We start from the raw sequence: 15,553 nt of genomic DNA, 5'->3' as shown, positions 1-15,553 counted from the left end.
CGCAAGGACAGCCGTATGACGAATACCCCTGCGATGAACCGCTACAGCTGGTACGGCAAGTTGCCCAGCGCCGGAGATTTTTTGCAGCGCCGCTTTCCTGACACTTTACAGCGCCAGTGGTCACACTGGTTCCAGGTCGGCCTGCTGGCCTGGCAGCAGGAAGAGCAGCGCAGCGGCGAGCGACAGTTCCACAAAGCGCCGGTCTGGAATTTTGTGGTACCGCCCATGCTGGGCAGCCAGATGATCCAGATGGGCTGCCTGCTTCCCGGCCGCGACAGCGTGGGCCGACAGTACCCGGTTTGCCTTCAGCTGAGCTTCTCTCCGTCAGAGTGGTCGAGCAGCCTGCTGAGCCAGTCTGAAAGCTGGTACCAGCAGATTGGGCGCCTGGGGCTGCACGCGGTGCGCAACAGTTTTTCCGCCTCGCAGCTGGATGAGATGCTGATGACCATTCCGGCACCGCAGCCCGTCGAGCCGCAAAAGCGCTCCGACATCCTGGATGTGATTGGCTATGACGAGGACGGCCAGAGCACGCTGGGCTGGCCTCAGGCGGCAGAGTGTTTTGATCCGCTGCGCCAGACCAGCTACTGGTGGACCAACCGCTGCGACGGTTACCCGCTGTACACCCACGTGCACAGCGGTAACTTTACCGGGCAGCTTTTCACCCTGCTGTTCGACCCGGCAGGCGGCGCCCGTCCGGGGCGTCACGGTCTCTATCCGCCCATGTTTGAATAAGCAGGGATCTCATGAATATCGAAGAATTTCTCGCGCCGATAAGCGCCGACAGGCCCTGCGGCGAAAACCTGGAGTACGACGCTGACTTCCAGGCCATGAATCAGGCAAGCCTTGGGAAAGCGGAACAGCAGTTTGGCGACACCATTATCCCGGCAGAGCCCGCGGACTGGAACACGGTGGAAAAATACGCCACCAGCCTGTTGTCCCGCACCAAAGATCTTCGCGTACTGCTGGCGTTAACCCACGCCTGGACGCGCCGCCGCGGGCTTGCGGGCTACGCGGACGGGTTATTGCTGGTGCAGGAGGCCATCGCCCGTTACTGGGAGCCGCTCTATCCGCTGCTGGAAGAGTATGGCGAAACCGACCCGTTTTATCGCATTAACGCCCTGGCAGGGCTGAGCGACAAATCCGATCTTACCGTCGCCGTGCGTAACGCCTCGCTGCTGCGTTCCAACGGCGATGAAATCTCGCTCAAGGATGCTCAGGCGCTGCTGGACGGCAGCAAGACGGAGTGTCCGGACTATCCCGGCGGCCGTCCGCGGCTGATTGACGAGCTCTCTCGCGGCAACCAGCCGGGAACCGCTGCGGTTATCGTCATTAACGAACGGCTGCTGGCCATTCGCGGGCTGCTTATCGGGCATCTTGGTGAAAGCGGCGTGCCCGAGATGGAGCAGCTGCTGAAAACCGTAGGGCTGGTGGCGAGCGCCTGTCAGGTGACCGACATCAGCACGCTGCTGCCGAACCGTGAGGCGCAGGCCCAAACGCAGGCTGCGCCGCAGCCTGCGGCCGCGCAGCCCGTTCAGACGGTCGCCGACTGGCGCAGCGTGCAGGTCACCAGCCGCGCCGACGCGCAGCTGATGCTGGAAAAAGCGAAGCAGTATTTTGCGCAGTACGAACCGAGCCACCCCGCGCCGCTGATGATTGAACGGGTGCAGCGGCTGTCAGAACTTAACTTTATGGACATTATTCGCGACCTGGCGCCAGACGGCGTTAACCAGCTGGAAAACATCTTTGGGCGCCGCGAATAGCGCGTCCAGGCATTATGACGACAGGCATGGAGCCTGCCGTTTCACCTTCACCGCGCATCTTTGATGGAGAACATCATGGCAATGAGTAACAGTGGGCAGAAATTCATCGCACGTAACCGTGCCCCCCGCGTGCAGATCGAGTACGACGTAGAGATCTACGGTGCAGAACGTAAAATTCAGCTGCCGTTTGTGATGGGCGTCATGGCCGATCTGGTCGGCAAACCGGTGGAAAATCTGCCGGCCGTCGACGAGCGTAAATTCCTCGAAATCGACATCGACAACTTTGACGAACGCATGAAGGCGCTGAAGCCGCGCGTGGCGTTCCAGGTGGATAACACCCTGACCGGCGAAGGCAAGCTCAACGTCGATCTGACCTTCGACAGCATGGACGACTTCCTGCCGGATGCCGTCGCCCGCAAGGTCGAGCCGCTGAACAAGCTGCTGGAAGCGCGTACCCAGCTCTCCAACCTGCTGACCTATATGGACGGCAAAAACGGGGCGGAAGAGCTGATCGCTAAAATTCTGCAGGATCCGACGCTGCTCAAATCCCTGAGCCAGTTGCCGAAAAATGACGAAAGTGCGAAAGGTAGCGAGGAATAATCGATGAGCAACCAGACTCAACAACATGAGCAGCAGGCGGGTCAGGCGTTCAGCCAGGATGAATTCAGCGCGCTGCTGAACAAAGAGTTCCGCCCGAAAACCGATCAGGCCCGCTCCGCCGTAGAAAGCGCAGTTAAAACCCTGGCGCAGCAGGCGCTGGAAAATACCGTCACCTTCTCGAACGATACCTACCGCACCATCCAGAACCTGATTGCCGGTATCGACGAGCAGCTCTCGCAGCAGGTGAACCAGATCATTCACCACGACGAGTTTCAGAAGCTGGAGAGCGCCTGGCGCGGTCTGAGCTACCTGGTGAACAACACCGAAACCGACGAGATGCTGAAAATCCGCTTTATGAGCATCTCCAAGCAGGAGCTGGGCCGCACCCTGAAGCGCTACAAGGGCGTGGGCTGGGACCAGAGCCCGATCTTCAAGAAAATCTACGAGCAGGAGTACGGCCAGTTTGGCGGCGAGCCGTTTGGCTGCATCGTGGGCGACTACTACTTCGACCACAGCCCGCAGGACGTTGAGCTGCTGGGCGAAATGGCGCGTATCGGCTCTGCGGCGCACTGTCCGTTCATCACCGGTACCGCACCGGGCGTGATGCAGATGGAGTCCTGGCAGGAGCTGGCCAACCCGCGCGACCTGACCAAAATTTTCCAGAACACCGAATACGCCGCCTGGCGTTCGCTGCGTGAATCTGAAGACGCCCGCTACCTGGGCCTGGTGATGCCGCGCTTCCTGTCGCGCCTGCCGTACGGTATTCGCACCAACCCGGTCGACAGCTTTGACTTTGAAGAGCAGACCGACGGCGCGAACCACAACAGCTACTCCTGGGCGAACGCCGCCTACGCGATGGCCGCCAACATCAACCGTTCCTTCAAAGAGTACGGCTGGTGCACCTCGATCCGCGGCGTGGAGTCCGGCGGGGCGGTGGAAAATCTGCCGTGCCACACCTTCCCGAGCGACGACGGCGGCGTGGACATGAAGTGCCCGACCGAGATCGCCATCAGCGATCGTCGTGAAGCTGAGCTGGCGAAAAACGGCTTTATGCCGCTGGTTCACCGCAAAAACTCCGACTTTGCCGCCTTCATCGGCGCGCAGTCCCTGCAGAAACCGGCCGAGTACCACGACCCGGATGCCACCGCCAACGCGCGTCTGGCCTCCCGCCTGCCTTATCTGTTCGCCTGCTGCCGCTTTGCCCACTACCTGAAGTGCATCGTGCGCGACAAAATCGGCTCCTTCCGCGAGCGCGAAGAGATGGAGCGCTGGCTGAACGACTGGGTGATGAACTACGTGGACGGCGACCCGGCGAACTCCTCCCAGGAGACCAAGTCCCGCAAGCCGCTGGCGGCTGCGGAAGTGCAGGTGCAGGAGATTGAGGACAACCCGGGCTACTACGCCGCGAAGTTCTTCCTGCGTCCGCACTACCAGCTGGAAGGTTTGACCGTTTCCCTGCGTCTGGTTTCTAAACTGCCGTCGCTGAAGACGAAGGATGCGTGATGACAATTGCCGCCGGGAAACCATCCCCGGCGCTGGCTGTGTAGTATGGAAATTTGAGAGGAAATATGACCGCGAGACCTTCGTTTGTTGCTGCCTGGGCGGCGGCAACACGTATTTACGATGCAAATGATTCTATCGGCAAAGTTAAGCAAGTTATCGGCGGTAAGGTTAAGCACAACTTCGAAATACCGCAAGATCAGGGTGGGTGGTCAAATAGTTGTGCCGTACGCATGAGTTATGTTCTTAACTATACCGGGCATCCCGTTCCGCGTATTGCAAATCTCACGGTATCCGGTGCTGATAATAAATGGTACTTCTACCGCGTAAAGGATGTCATTGCCTGGCTGACGCGTCAGTGGGGTAAACCTGACATGATTGTGAGTTATCCTTCCTTACCCGTTCAGCAATTAGCCAACAAAAAGGGCGTAATTCTGTTTGAGGTACAGGGCTGGAGTGACGCCGCAGGTCATGCAACATTCTGGAATGGTTTAACCTGTTCGGATCACTGTTATTTCAATGCGCCGGAGACGAATTACACGACGACCAAAGCTAATTTTTGGGAGTTGCCATGAAAAAAATGATTGTTAGTCTACTGTTGCTCGCCAGTTCCTCCTCTGTTTATGCAACTGACGACCCGGTGTTGTTTGTCAAAAAAATGCCGTATAAGCAAGTTATTAAAGACGTTGTTTTTTCTCGCTGCCTGGCACAAGTTTCAGATGATAAAAGCCAGTTTTCTCTGGATGCAGCGCGTAGCAGTAGTGCATTACTGGAATGGGTGCCTTTCGATATTGAAAATGGCAATGACAAAATTAATGCCCTTATTAACAAATATAAAGGTGCAACCAATGCCTTTCATTCTGAGAGAAAGCCCGAGGTAAAAGGCGTAACCTTAAATTGTTTACGTCTTTATCATAGTGACGAACTTAATAAACTTGTTCCTCAATTAATCATTGGAAATCCTGACCGCACATGGATTCAGGATAATCCACAATAGTAAAAGACTTCACATTCTTTCCGTTCATTCAGGGGGAATGTAAGACTGTCAAATGACACGGGTCATTTGATGTGAGGCAGAGGTAAAATATGGACGGTTTTATTCAGCCCCATGCTTTCCTGTTTGCCATATAAGTGCTTTTTCGAAAGCAATATTGTTCATCCACGAAGAGTAGATATTATGGCTATTGATATGTTTCTGAAGGTCGAGGGTGTTACGGGCGAATCTAAAGATTCTAACCACACCGGCTGGACTGATATTACCTCCTTCTCCTGGGGCGCTTCCCAGCCAGGTAATATGAGCGTTGGCGGTGGCGGCGGTGCCGGTAAAGTTAACTTCAACGACCTGCACGTTAACGCCCTGATCGACAAATCCACCACCGCTATCCTGAAGCACTGCGCCAGCGGTAAACACCTGACCAAAGTTGAACTGTCCGTCTGTAAAGCCGGCGGCCAGCAGGTGGAATACACCCGCATCACGCTGGAAGATGTGCTTGTGACCTCTGTTCAGTATACCGGTGCAGACAACGGCGATACCGTTGGTGTGACCTACGCATTCCAGGCTGCGAAAGTGAAACAGCAGTACTGGGAGCAAACCACTGCCGGTGGTAAAGGTGCTGAAAGCAGCGCTGGCTGGAACATCAAAGAGAACAAAGAAGCGTAATCGCGTGTGTGGCCGGGGAGTTTTCCCCGGCCATTATTAACCTTAAGGGCCCTAAGGATAGGCGGGCATGGTTATGCAAAAGTTATTCGTTGTGTTTGGAGTCACGTTAATGGCTAGCGGCTGTGTGTCTCATCCAGCACAATATCAGTCGCTTTTGGTTACGCTAAAGAACAACGAGCCCTGCTTTGCTATTCCTGCTGACTCTGGGGTAGACGCGCCTGTCACCAGTCATTCACCCACCATAATGAGACGCGCGGGAAATGAATGGAAGGCGATATCGCCGCCGTCAACGTTTAGCCCTGAAGTGACGTTAACAACTCAACAATGTCATCAGTGGACGGGGATTACGTGGCAAGCGGGAGAATATGATGTTGCTCTGAAAGTGTCAGGGAAAAACGGTTTTATTCGTTATGCGGCTCGTTTCATTTTAGAGGAAGGTCCCTCAGGCCGGTTTAAGTTATTTATACCAACGCAACTTTCTGGTGCCTGAAATGAAACGTTTATTGCTGCTTGTATTGGTTTTAAATGCCTCAGTTGCTTGTTCCCAAACCCTCCCTGATGTGAGTGCTTTTTCTCAGCAACAAATCTTTAAAAACTGGGTGCAAAATCGATGTATCGGCAGGATTGCGGACAGTAAAAGTCTGAGGGATGATGCAGAGGCCAGTGCCGCCGCATGGTTTGAAGCCAGCGATCTGCCTGCAGAGAATTTTGAAAAAGCTGATAAGGTGATTGATACCCTACTGAAAGAGAAAGTCGGCGGTACTGAGCAGGGGCATTATCAGGTATTGAAGTACAGCTTAATCGCCAATAGCGACGCAATTCGTTCGCTCAAAAGCCGAAAATAGTGTTTTCCCATTTAATTATGCGTTTTAGATGAGATACAGGGAGTTTTTTCATGGCGAATCAGTCAAATGTTGCTCCGGGTTACTGTGTGGTACAGCAACCGGGTACGCTGGATTTCCAGGCAAGACAATTATTTGGGAATTCACGCACTGAAAAATCCGAATATTTTATGCAGCTGAATCAAGATACAGCGTGGGTTAAGCCTGGGCAGATATTAATTGTTGCTGACACCGCAGAGTGTTAACCAATCTAGGTTGGAGGACTTGTAGGAGAACAAATGAATAATTTAATATTTAGCGGAGACTAGTGTGATTTCTGATAATATTTACTCTGCTTTTATTGTTTTTATTTTTTTTGTTTTTATAATTCTTGTTCTGACGTTTTATATTGATTACCGAAAACATTCCGGTCAGGTTGATAAAATATATGAATCGCTCACCCAGGAGAATTTACTCAAGGAAGAGGATTATCAGGTCTGGAAAAATATTGGCTTTTGGGGTTTTGGTTTTCGCACCACAATTTTATCAAGGCTTGTGCGTGGCAAGCGTATAAAGTTGACGGAATCACGCTGGCTTGAACCTCAATCTTGCAACGCAATTTTATCTAACTTTGAATTATCGTGGGTTAATTCCTATAACAGGAAAGTTAAAGTTGCCACTTTTTTGTTTGTGCTGCTTTTAATACTAGCAGGCGTTAATGAAATTTAATTATACATTGAAAATTTAAATAATAATTTTTTTTGGCTAGTACTTGCGATGACGTTCCGAGTATATGTAATTTTATCTGCCAGGAGCTAGTTAAGGTAAATATGGATGACTTGTTTTTTTTATTATAGTTTTGTTGCTGGTTGTTGTGATAATGGATTTGCTCAGTTCTCGTTATTTCAAAAAACACGAGGCGGATTATAATCAGTTACTTTCAGACTACCGGCGCAAAGGATATGATCTGGATCTTGTAACCGACTATGCTTCTTTTTTAGGTTCGCTGGCCAATTACCAAAAAATAATCTGGTTTGTACGCCTTTATAAAGGCGTTAAAATGAAATTTACGGCTTAAGGCTTGTTCAGGAAGATGCTTACAAATATGTGCAGTCGTTACCTGAAGAAAGAATTGGCTGGATGCTAAAGTTACATCGTCGTTATAAATTACAGGCGTTAATATTCACTCTATGGCTCATTGTTGGATTATATTTTATCACCTTCATTAAATAGTTTTTGATATCCAATTTCTCAAACGCCGCCGTTCTCGCCCCGAGAGCGGCAGCGTTTGAGCGCTAATCATACCAGCAGGAATACGCCATGCGATTCACGATTATTTCTACAAAACCCGGTCATCAGCCGCCGCAAAGCAGCTGTGATTTTTACGCCCCGGGCGGCACTATTGGGCGCGGTACGGATAACAATCTGGTGTTGCCGGACAATGACCGCACCATCTCTCGTCTGCAGGCTATTGTTCACGTTGACGCCAATGGTGAATGCCGCGTCACCAACCGTGGCAGCGTCACCCGCGTGGTATTGAATGATATTCCGCTGGAGCGGGGGCGTCAGGTTGAACTGCAGGATGGCGACATTCTCGGTATTGATGACTACCGCATCGAAGTGGCCGAGCTTATCCACGACACGCAGCCCGTGAGCCGTATGGCGGCCAGCATGCAGCAGCAGGCGCGTCCGGCAGCCGCATCCGAGCCCGCTCCACAGCCGAAACCGGCCAGTGCCGCACCGCGCGGAAAAACCGAACCGACCGCCGTGCCAACGGAAATCTGGGATAGCCTGATGCAGGAGTTCTCCATTTCCGACAGCATCTCCAGCAACCGCACAAAACCGCAGCCTGCGGTGTCGCACGATCCGTTCTCTCAGCCTGCGGCCCCGGAGCGTAACGCCGAAGATCCGCTGGCGATGTTCAACGACAGCGATCCCACGCTCGAGCGTAAGCATGTCGACCCGGACACGCTGTTCAGCGACGAGGCGTTGTTCAAAAAAGAGAGCATTTTCGACGACGTTACCCCGTCTACGCTGGTACCGCCGGGCGAGACGAACCCCGTTAAGCCAGAGCAAGAGGCGGCGGATGAGCTCGATCCGCTGGCGCTGTTTGGCGGTAAGGCCAGCGCGCCGGCCGCGCGAAATGACGACCCGCTCGGGCTGATGGGCGGCGCGCCGTTAACCCATCCGGATGACATGATTGACGATAAGCCTGCGCCAGTGCCGGAACCTGAGCAGGCAGAGGACGTGCTGGCCGATTCGCCGCTGTTCGCCCCTGAGCCGCAGGAAGAACCGCGTGCTGAAGAAGAGCCGGCGCGACCGGATTACGCTGGCTTCACGATGCCGACGCCACAGGCCGTTGCGCGCAGCAGCGCGCAGGCACCGAAGGGCCGCCTGCGCATCGACCCGGTCAATAACGCTGCCTCTCCAGCCGCCACGGCAAATAACGGTGAGAAGGGCGACGTGCTGCAGGGCGAACTGCTTGAAGCGCTGCTGGAGGGGATGGGGCTGAGCGAAATGCAGCCCGTCCCGCAGTTTGACCGTGAAAATATGCGTCAGCTGGGACAGATCCTCGGCATGTTCTCCCAGGGGACCGTGGCGCTGCTCTCCTCGCGCTCCATCCTCAAGCGCGGCGTAAAAGCCGACATGACCATGGTGCTGGACGATGCCAACAACCCGTTCAAGCTGTTGCCGACCGGCAAAACCGTCCTGATCCAGATGTTCGGCACCCCGATGCCGGGCTTTATGCCGCCAACAAAGTCCGTGCGCGACGCGCTGATCGATCTGCAGGCGCACCAGCTGGGGATGATCTCCGGCATCCGCGCCATTATCGCCGCGATGCTGCAGTCCTTTAACCCGGAGCAGCTGGAAGAGCAGGCGAAGCAGAACGGCATGACCTCGCGTCTGGCGCTGCCGGGCAGCCGCAAAGCCGCCCTGTGGGACTATTTTGTTCGCAGCTATGGCGAGACGGCGGGCGAGATTGAGGATGACTTCCACACCCTGTTTGGCGAAGCCTTCCTCCATGCGTATGACATGGAGGTGAATCAGTACAAAGACTCACAGAGCGGATCGGAAGACAAATGAATATCGCAACGGCTTCTCTCTCCCGCCAGGGGACGCGCGCCAGCAACCAGGATCAGACGGGAGAAACCATCGGGGAACGTTCAGCCTGCTTTGTCGTCTGCGACGGCATTGCGGGGCTGCCGGGCGGAGAGGTGGCTGCCGAGCTGGCCCGCAACAGCATTATCTCCCGCTTTGATGGCGACAAACATCTTAATGCGCAGCACATTCGCGACTACGTGCAGACGGCGAATCGCACCATCCTCAGCGAACAGCAGGTCGTTCAGGACTATCGCCGGATGGGCACGACGCTGGTCAGCCTGTTCATTGACCGGGATTACGGGCTAGCCTACTGGGCGCACGCCGGAGACAGCCGCCTGTACCTGTTTCGCCGGGGATGGCTGTGGCATGTGACCACCGACCACAGCCTGGTGCAGCAGATGAAGGATGCCGGGCACCAGACCGACAACCTGAACAGCAACCTGCTCTATCTGGCGCTGGGAATTGAAAACGGCGGGCCGGAAGCGAGCTACAGCGACGTGGTGCAGGTGGAGGACGGCGATGCGTTCTTGCTCTGCACCGACGGCTTCTGGCACGGCGTCAGCGAAGAGCAGATGAAGCAGTCGCTGCATATGGTCAATACGCCGCAGGAGTGGCTGACCTTAATGAACCAAATCATTCAAAAGAATGGCGAGCAGGAGGGGAATGCGCAGGATAACTATACCGCCCTGGCGGTATGGATGGGCAACCCTCAGGACACCACTTTGCTGCACACTCTCTCTGACGCAGCACAATTTCTTCCCTGCGGAACTGATTAGACACACAAGGAACGATATGAAACTTTGGCTATCGGGTTTGGCACTTCTGGCGGCGACCTCCGCCGCGCAGGCTGAGAATTTCCGCATCGTGCAGTCTCCTGCGCAGAAGCTGGATATCTGGATCGACAACATCAAAGACAACACGCCGCAGAGCTGGTGTAAGCCTGAGGTGGCGCTGCGCATCGTGGCGAACGGCAAGAAAGACGTCTCCGTGCTGGAGAACTTTGTGCCGCGTCTTGGCTCGCTGCTGGAACACCAGTGCAGCAAAGTGAGTAAACTCAGCTGGACGCTTAACGATCCGGCGGGTACCACGCTGGCGCAGGGCACGGCAGCCAAAGCGCAGGACTGGGCGCTGGTGGTGAAACAGGAGCAGGCCGCGCCTGCTGAAACCGTCACCGCAGCCACCGCCAGCGGCGCGCTGCTGCCGCCAGACCAGGACGTGGCTTCCCGCACGGTTGCCGCGGACCGCACGCCGTGGCAGGAGTTTACCCTCCAGGACGGCTGCCACCTGCGCACCTTCTGGGAAGGGGGCGCTTCTGCACCGGCGCTCTTTATTCCCGCTTCTGACACCACCCGCTGCGGTAACGGCAGCTGGCTGAGCGGGCACACCGTTGTGTCGCAGTCCCGCAACGGCGGGCAGAAAGAGATGGCGGTGACTTACATCCACGGCTTCCCGGTGACGGGGCTGAATCAAAGCGCCGACCCGGAAAAGGCGCTGATCACCTCCGTCAACAAAGAGCGCATGGTCTTCAGCACGCCTGACAGCGACCAGAGCTGGATGATCCTGCCTTACGACAATGCCCTGAACAGCTGGAAGAGCAACGGCACCGTCGCGGTAGAGATTTCCCGCGAGATCGCCAGCGATGACGCAAAACTGCAGGCGCGTATCGCGGCGGTGAAAAAAACGTGGAGCGCCTGGGTCGCACCTGGCGCTCCGCTGAATATCGTGCTGATTGACACCCTGCGTCCTCAGCTGCGCGATCCGGCCGTTGGCGCCTGGCGCGCGGCGAATTAAGGAGTGGCGATGAATACGCTCTATCAACACCTGGCGGGTGAGTCGCTCAGCGACGCGCTGGCGCGCCTTGAAGCTGACATCAAAGCCCGACCGGCGGATGCCGATCTTCGCGCCGCGTTCGTGCAGTTTTTAATTCTCAGCGGCAACTGGACCCGCGCGCTGACCCAGCTGAAAAGCTGGCTGGCGCTGAAGCCGCAGGCGAAACCCACCGTCACGCTGCTGGAGCAATCCATTCAGGGCGAGCTGCAGCGCGCGCGGGTGATGGCGGGACAGGCGCGTCCGGCCATGCCTGAAACCCAGTGGCCGTGGCTGACGACGCTGGCCGCGGCGCTTGGCGAAGAGGGAGAGCGCGCGCAGGCGTTGCGTCTGGAAGCTCTTGAACAGGCGCAGGCTACCCCCGGCCACATCACCCTCGAAAGCGAGGAGACGCAGGCCTTTGAGTGGCTGATGGACGGCGATGCCCGTCTCGGCCCGGTGTGCGAAACCCTCGTCAACGGCCGCTATTTCTGGCTGCCGTTTAACGCCATCGCGGAGATCCGTTTCCAGGCGCCTGCCAGCGTGACCGATCTGGTCTGGCGTCACGCGCTGGTGCGCCTGACCGACGGGACGGAGCAGGTGTGCCAGATCCCGGCGCGTTATCCATTTGCAGCCGATGCCCCGGATGCGGTCAAGCTGGGCCGCACCACCGACTGGCAGCCGCTCGATGAAGACGGCACCCTATACACAGGCATGGGCCAGAAGGCCTGGCTAAGCGAGCAGAGCGAAAGCCCGCTGCTGTCGTTAGGGCTCGTAACGTTTGCGACGGATGACGCCGATGAGTAATCCCGCTGGCGAAGGCGATCTGCTGCGCAGCGGCTGGCAAGCCCGCAGCAAGCAGGAAAAGGTGGGGGCGCGCGACAAAATGCAGCCCTCGCTGCTCGATCGCCTCACCGATAACGACCCGGAAAAAAAGCGCGAGTCGGTCAACAGCAATCTGATCACCCACGCCGCCCTGCGCCGCAGCGTTCTGCGGGATCTGCAGTGGCTGTTTAACACCATCAATCACGATGCCTCCGGCGATTTGAGCGCCTTGCCGCACGTGAGCCGCTCGGTAGTTAACTTCGGCGTCGCGCCGCTGGCCGGGAAAAGAATGTCGGACATCGAATGGCACGACATTCAGCGCAAGCTCACCGAGGCCATCATCAATTTTGAACCGCGCATTTTGCCGCAGGGGCTGCAGGTCCGCTGCGTATCGGATACCTCCTCGCTGGATCTGCACAACGTGCTCTCCATCGAGATCAAAGGGCGTTTGTGGTGCGTGCCTTACCCGCTGGAGTTTCTGTTTCGTACCGATGTCGATCTGGAAAACGGCCATTTTGAACTGAAAGATGCGGGGTAATCATGGAAAGTAAACTGCTCGAATACTACAACCGTGAGCTGGCCTACCTGCGCGAAATGGGGGCCGAGTTTGCCGAACGCTATCCTAAAGTCGCCGGACGGCTGGGCATGCGCGGTATCGACGTGGCGGACCCGTATACCGAACGCCTGATGGAAGGGTTCGCGTTTCTGACCTCCCGCGTGCAGATGAAAATGGACGCGGAGTTTCCGCGCTTCTCCCAGCGTCTGCTGGAGATGATTGCGCCGAACTATCTCGCGCCCACGCCGTCGATGGCCATCGCGGAGATTGCGCCCGACAGCAGTCGGGGCGACCTGAGCAAGGGCTTCATCGTGCCGCGCGGTACCATGATGGACAGCCTGGCGCTGAAAAAAACCGGCGTCACCTGCAGCTATACCACGGCGCACGAGGTTAACCTGCTGCCGCTGAAGATCGACAAGGTCGAGCTGGGCGGCGTGCCCGCCGATCTGCCGCTCGCGCAGCTGGGCCTGAGCCAGCGTGGGATCGGCAGCGCCCTGCGGATCCGCATCGCCTGCGACGGTCCGCAAAATCTCGGGCACCTGGATTTCGACCGTCTGGAATTTTTCCTCGCCGGTCCGGATATTGAAGCGCTGAAGCTGCTCGAGCTGGTGATGGAGCACCACGCCGGGATCGTCTGCCAGACGGTCAGCCAGCAGCCGCAGCGACAGCTGCTGGCGTCGGACGCGCTGCGCCAGGAGGGCTTTGAGCCTGACCAGGCGCTGCTTCCGGACGATCTGCGCAACTTTGACGGCTATCGCCTGCTGCAGGAGTACTTTGCGTTTCCGGCCCGATTCCGGTTCATTAGCCTCAGCGGCCTGAGCACGCTGATCCAGCGCTGTGAAGGTGAGAAAGCCTTCGACATCTTCATCCTGCTGGACAAGTCGGATGAACAGCTGGAGCGCGTGGTCGATGCCAGCCACCTGGCGCTGCACTGCACGCCGGTCATCAACCTGTTCCCAAAGGTCGCGGCGCGTCAGAAGCTGAACGAAGGCCAGCATGAATACCATCTGGTGGTCGATAACATCCGTCCGCTGGATTATGAAATCTATGCGGTAAAAAAAATCCATGGCAGCGCGGACGGCCAGCGCGATGACCAGACGTTTCGCCCTTTCTGGAGCACCTGGAGCGGCGATGCGGGCAACTACGGGGCCTATTTCTCCCTGCGTCGTGAACAGCGCGTGCTGTCCGAGCACGCCCTGCGCTACGGCACCCGTACCGGTTACATCGGCTCGGAGGTCTTTGTCTCGCTGGTGGATGAACAGCACGCCCCCTGGCAGGAAAACCTGCGCTATATCTCTGCCGACGTGCTCTGCACCAGCCGCGACCTGCCGCTAATGCTGCAGCAGGAGCTCGGGCAGTTCATTGTGGCCGACTCCATGCCGGTGAAATCTCTTACCCTGCGCAAAGGCCCGACGCCGCCGCGCCCGGCGCTGGCCGAAGGGTTCAGCACCTGGCGGCTGATCAGCCAGCTGCAGATGAACTACCTCAGCCTGATGGACAGCGAAAACGAAGAGGGCGCAGCCGCCCTGCGTCAGCTGTTAGGGCTATACGCCAACCTGGCCGAAACGCCCGTTGCGCGTCAGGTCGACGGCGTGCGCCACTGCGTGCTGGAGCCGGTTCACCGCCGCGTGCCAGAACCCGGCCCGGTGGTTTTCGCCCGCGGGATAGGCATTACCCTGACGGTAGACGAGCGTGCCTTTTCCGGCGCCAGCCCGTGGCTCTTTGGCAGCGTGATGGAGCGTCTCTTTGCCCGTCTGGTCTCCATCAACAGCTTTACGGAGTTCACCCTAAAAAGTCAGCAGCGCGGCGAGATTGGCTACTGGGCGTCGCGCATGGGTAAAAGGGCGCTGATATGAGTGACGCCGCTACTGCACCGCTGCGCGTGCATCGCCTGACAAAGCTGCCGGAAGCGTTCTGGAACGGGGTCCGCCAGACGCCCTGGCGCTACGATCTGTTTCAGCTATTGAGGCGCATTGATGCCCAGGGCGGCGAGCGCTACCCGCTGGGGCGCGCGCCGCTGCCGAAGTTTGAGCCGCTGCGCATCGGCCAGCAGCCGTCGATGAGCTTTGCGCCGTCGACGCTGGCCGACGTCCGCCTGCGGGAAGGGAGCGGGCTGCACGAGGTGTCTATCCTCAGCTTCGGCCTGTTTGGCCCGAACGGCCCGCTGCCGGTCCACATGACCGAATACGCCCGCGAGCGTATTCATCATCATCAGGACTCCAGCCTCAGCGCGTTTGCCGATCTGTTCCATCACCGTCTGGCGCTGCTGTTTTACCGCGCCTGGGCGGACGCGCAGCCCACCGTCTCCCTGGATCGCGCTGATAACAAGCGCTTTGAGGGGTACCTGGCATCGCTGATTGGCATGGGCCAGCCGGGGCAGATGGACAAGGGCAGCCTGAGCGCGCACGCGCGCTTTACCCACGCCGGGCACCTGACGCGCCACGGGCGGGATCCGGAGGGGCTGGAGAAGATCCTGCGCAGCTATTTTAAGGCGCCGGTCAGGCTGGTCAGCAACGTGCCGCAGTGGATGCCGCTCTCCACGCGCGAGCAGGCGCAGCTTGGCGCAGGACGCCGCATGCCGCGCATGGGTGAGTCCGCCTTTCTCGGCGTCGCCGTCCGCGACGTGCAGCACAAGTTCCGCATTGAGATTGGCCCGCTGAGCGCGGAGGAGTACAACCGCTTTCTGCCGGGAGAAGCGTGGGTCACGGAGCTTCGCGACTGGGTGCGTCAGTACGCCGGAGTAGAGTTTGAATGGGAAACGCGGGTGATCCTGCGTGAAGACGCGGTGCAGGGCACCGCGCTCGGCAGCGCCGGGCGATTAGGCTATAACACCTGGCTGGGTCTTCAGCCGCAGCCTGTCCCGCGGGGCGATCTGGTGTATCGCGCAGAGCGGTAATCCTTCCGTATACCGAATCATTGTTAA

The 15,553-nt window shown here is 57.4% G+C and carries 18 protein-coding genes; all 18 read left to right on the top strand.

Translation table 11 applies throughout. The features are described 5' to 3' along the window. The first annotated feature begins 15 nt into the window (after positions 1-15). The 18 genes from tagF to tssG all read left to right on the top strand — a co-directional run bounded on the left by tagF (position 16) and on the right by tssG (position 15,526). Complete coding sequence (gene tagF, locus ACMWKK_RS00185; RefSeq protein ID WP_045326652.1) at positions 16-732, top strand: type VI secretion system-associated protein TagF; 717 nt, start codon at positions 16-18, stop codon at positions 730-732. Between the two features lie 11 nt (positions 733-743). Further along, on the top strand, positions 744-1,760 hold the full coding sequence (gene tssA, locus ACMWKK_RS00180) for a type VI secretion system protein TssA (RefSeq protein ID WP_112780860.1): 1,017 nt from the start codon (positions 744-746) through the stop codon (positions 1,758-1,760). A 75-nt stretch (positions 1,761-1,835) separates the two neighbouring features. After that, positions 1,836-2,360, top strand: coding sequence for a type VI secretion system contractile sheath small subunit (gene tssB / locus ACMWKK_RS00175; protein ID WP_008502644.1), 525 nt, complete (start codon positions 1,836-1,838; stop codon positions 2,358-2,360). Positions 2,361-2,363: 3 nt separating this feature from the next. Further along, complete coding sequence (gene tssC, locus ACMWKK_RS00170) at positions 2,364-3,863, top strand: type VI secretion system contractile sheath large subunit (protein ID WP_028018712.1); 1,500 nt, start codon at positions 2,364-2,366, stop codon at positions 3,861-3,863. A 65-nt stretch (positions 3,864-3,928) separates the two neighbouring features. Then, positions 3,929-4,435, top strand: a complete 507-nt coding sequence (locus tag ACMWKK_RS00165) for a type VI secretion system amidase effector protein Tae4 (protein ID WP_029591754.1) — start codon at positions 3,929-3,931, stop codon at positions 4,433-4,435. Continuing rightward, positions 4,432-4,857: a T6SS amidase immunity protein Tai4 family protein gene (locus ACMWKK_RS00160; RefSeq protein ID WP_112780861.1), complete on the top strand. Its 426-nt coding sequence runs from the start codon at positions 4,432-4,434 to the stop codon at positions 4,855-4,857. Before ACMWKK_RS00165 ends, ACMWKK_RS00160 begins: the two co-directional genes overlap by 4 nt. A gap of 180 nt (positions 4,858-5,037) precedes the next feature. After that, positions 5,038-5,520, top strand: a complete 483-nt coding sequence (locus ACMWKK_RS00155; protein WP_014884229.1) for an Hcp family type VI secretion system effector — start codon at positions 5,038-5,040, stop codon at positions 5,518-5,520. 67 nt (positions 5,521-5,587) lie between these two features. Continuing rightward, positions 5,588-6,010 carry a putative T6SS immunity periplasmic lipoprotein gene (locus tag ACMWKK_RS00150; protein ID WP_112780862.1) on the top strand — a complete coding sequence of 141 codons (423 nt, stop codon included), beginning with the start codon at positions 5,588-5,590 and terminating at the stop codon, positions 6,008-6,010. A gap of 1 nt (position 6,011) precedes the next feature. Next, complete coding sequence (locus ACMWKK_RS00145) at positions 6,012-6,365, top strand: T6SS amidase immunity protein Tai4 family protein (protein WP_112780863.1); 354 nt, start codon at positions 6,012-6,014, stop codon at positions 6,363-6,365. A 50-nt stretch (positions 6,366-6,415) separates the two neighbouring features. Beyond that, positions 6,416-6,607 (top strand): hypothetical protein, encoded by a 192-nt coding sequence (locus ACMWKK_RS00140; RefSeq protein ID WP_112780864.1) that lies wholly within the window; start codon positions 6,416-6,418, stop codon positions 6,605-6,607. A 64-nt stretch (positions 6,608-6,671) separates the two neighbouring features. Continuing rightward, positions 6,672-7,070, top strand: coding sequence for a hypothetical protein (locus tag ACMWKK_RS00135; RefSeq protein ID WP_112780865.1), 399 nt, complete (start codon positions 6,672-6,674; stop codon positions 7,068-7,070). A gap of 591 nt (positions 7,071-7,661) precedes the next feature. Then, positions 7,662-9,425 carry a type VI secretion system-associated FHA domain protein TagH gene (tagH, locus tag ACMWKK_RS00130; protein WP_112780866.1) on the top strand — a complete coding sequence of 588 codons (1,764 nt, stop codon included), beginning with the start codon at positions 7,662-7,664 and terminating at the stop codon, positions 9,423-9,425. Continuing rightward, positions 9,422-10,219 carry a PP2C family protein-serine/threonine phosphatase gene (locus ACMWKK_RS00125; RefSeq protein ID WP_112780867.1) on the top strand — a complete coding sequence of 266 codons (798 nt, stop codon included), beginning with the start codon at positions 9,422-9,424 and terminating at the stop codon, positions 10,217-10,219. The genes tagH and ACMWKK_RS00125 overlap by 4 nt, the downstream gene beginning before the upstream one ends. A gap of 16 nt (positions 10,220-10,235) precedes the next feature. Beyond that, complete coding sequence (locus ACMWKK_RS00120; protein WP_112780868.1) at positions 10,236-11,234, top strand: hypothetical protein; 999 nt, start codon at positions 10,236-10,238, stop codon at positions 11,232-11,234. A gap of 9 nt (positions 11,235-11,243) precedes the next feature. Then, positions 11,244-12,056: a type VI secretion system accessory protein TagJ gene (locus ACMWKK_RS00115; RefSeq protein WP_112780869.1), complete on the top strand. Its 813-nt coding sequence runs from the start codon at positions 11,244-11,246 to the stop codon at positions 12,054-12,056. Continuing rightward, positions 12,049-12,612, top strand: a complete 564-nt coding sequence (gene tssE / locus ACMWKK_RS00110; RefSeq protein WP_032641116.1) for a type VI secretion system baseplate subunit TssE — start codon at positions 12,049-12,051, stop codon at positions 12,610-12,612. The genes ACMWKK_RS00115 and tssE overlap by 8 nt, the downstream gene beginning before the upstream one ends. A 2-nt stretch (positions 12,613-12,614) precedes the next feature. After that, positions 12,615-14,486, top strand: a complete 1,872-nt coding sequence (gene tssF / locus ACMWKK_RS00105; RefSeq protein WP_112780870.1) for a type VI secretion system baseplate subunit TssF — start codon at positions 12,615-12,617, stop codon at positions 14,484-14,486. Next, positions 14,483-15,526 (top strand): type VI secretion system baseplate subunit TssG, encoded by a 1,044-nt coding sequence (gene tssG / locus ACMWKK_RS00100; RefSeq protein WP_112780871.1) that lies wholly within the window; start codon positions 14,483-14,485, stop codon positions 15,524-15,526. The genes tssF and tssG overlap by 4 nt, the downstream gene beginning before the upstream one ends. The last annotated feature ends 27 nt before the right edge of the window (positions 15,527-15,553 follow it).

This window comes from Enterobacter sp. 01-M-03-SI-ECC (assembly GCF_047530215.1).
In the GTDB taxonomy this organism is placed as follows: Bacteria; Pseudomonadota; Gammaproteobacteria; order Enterobacterales; family Enterobacteriaceae; genus Enterobacter; species Enterobacter chengduensis.
This window is presented reverse-complemented; position numbering and strand designations above follow the sequence as displayed.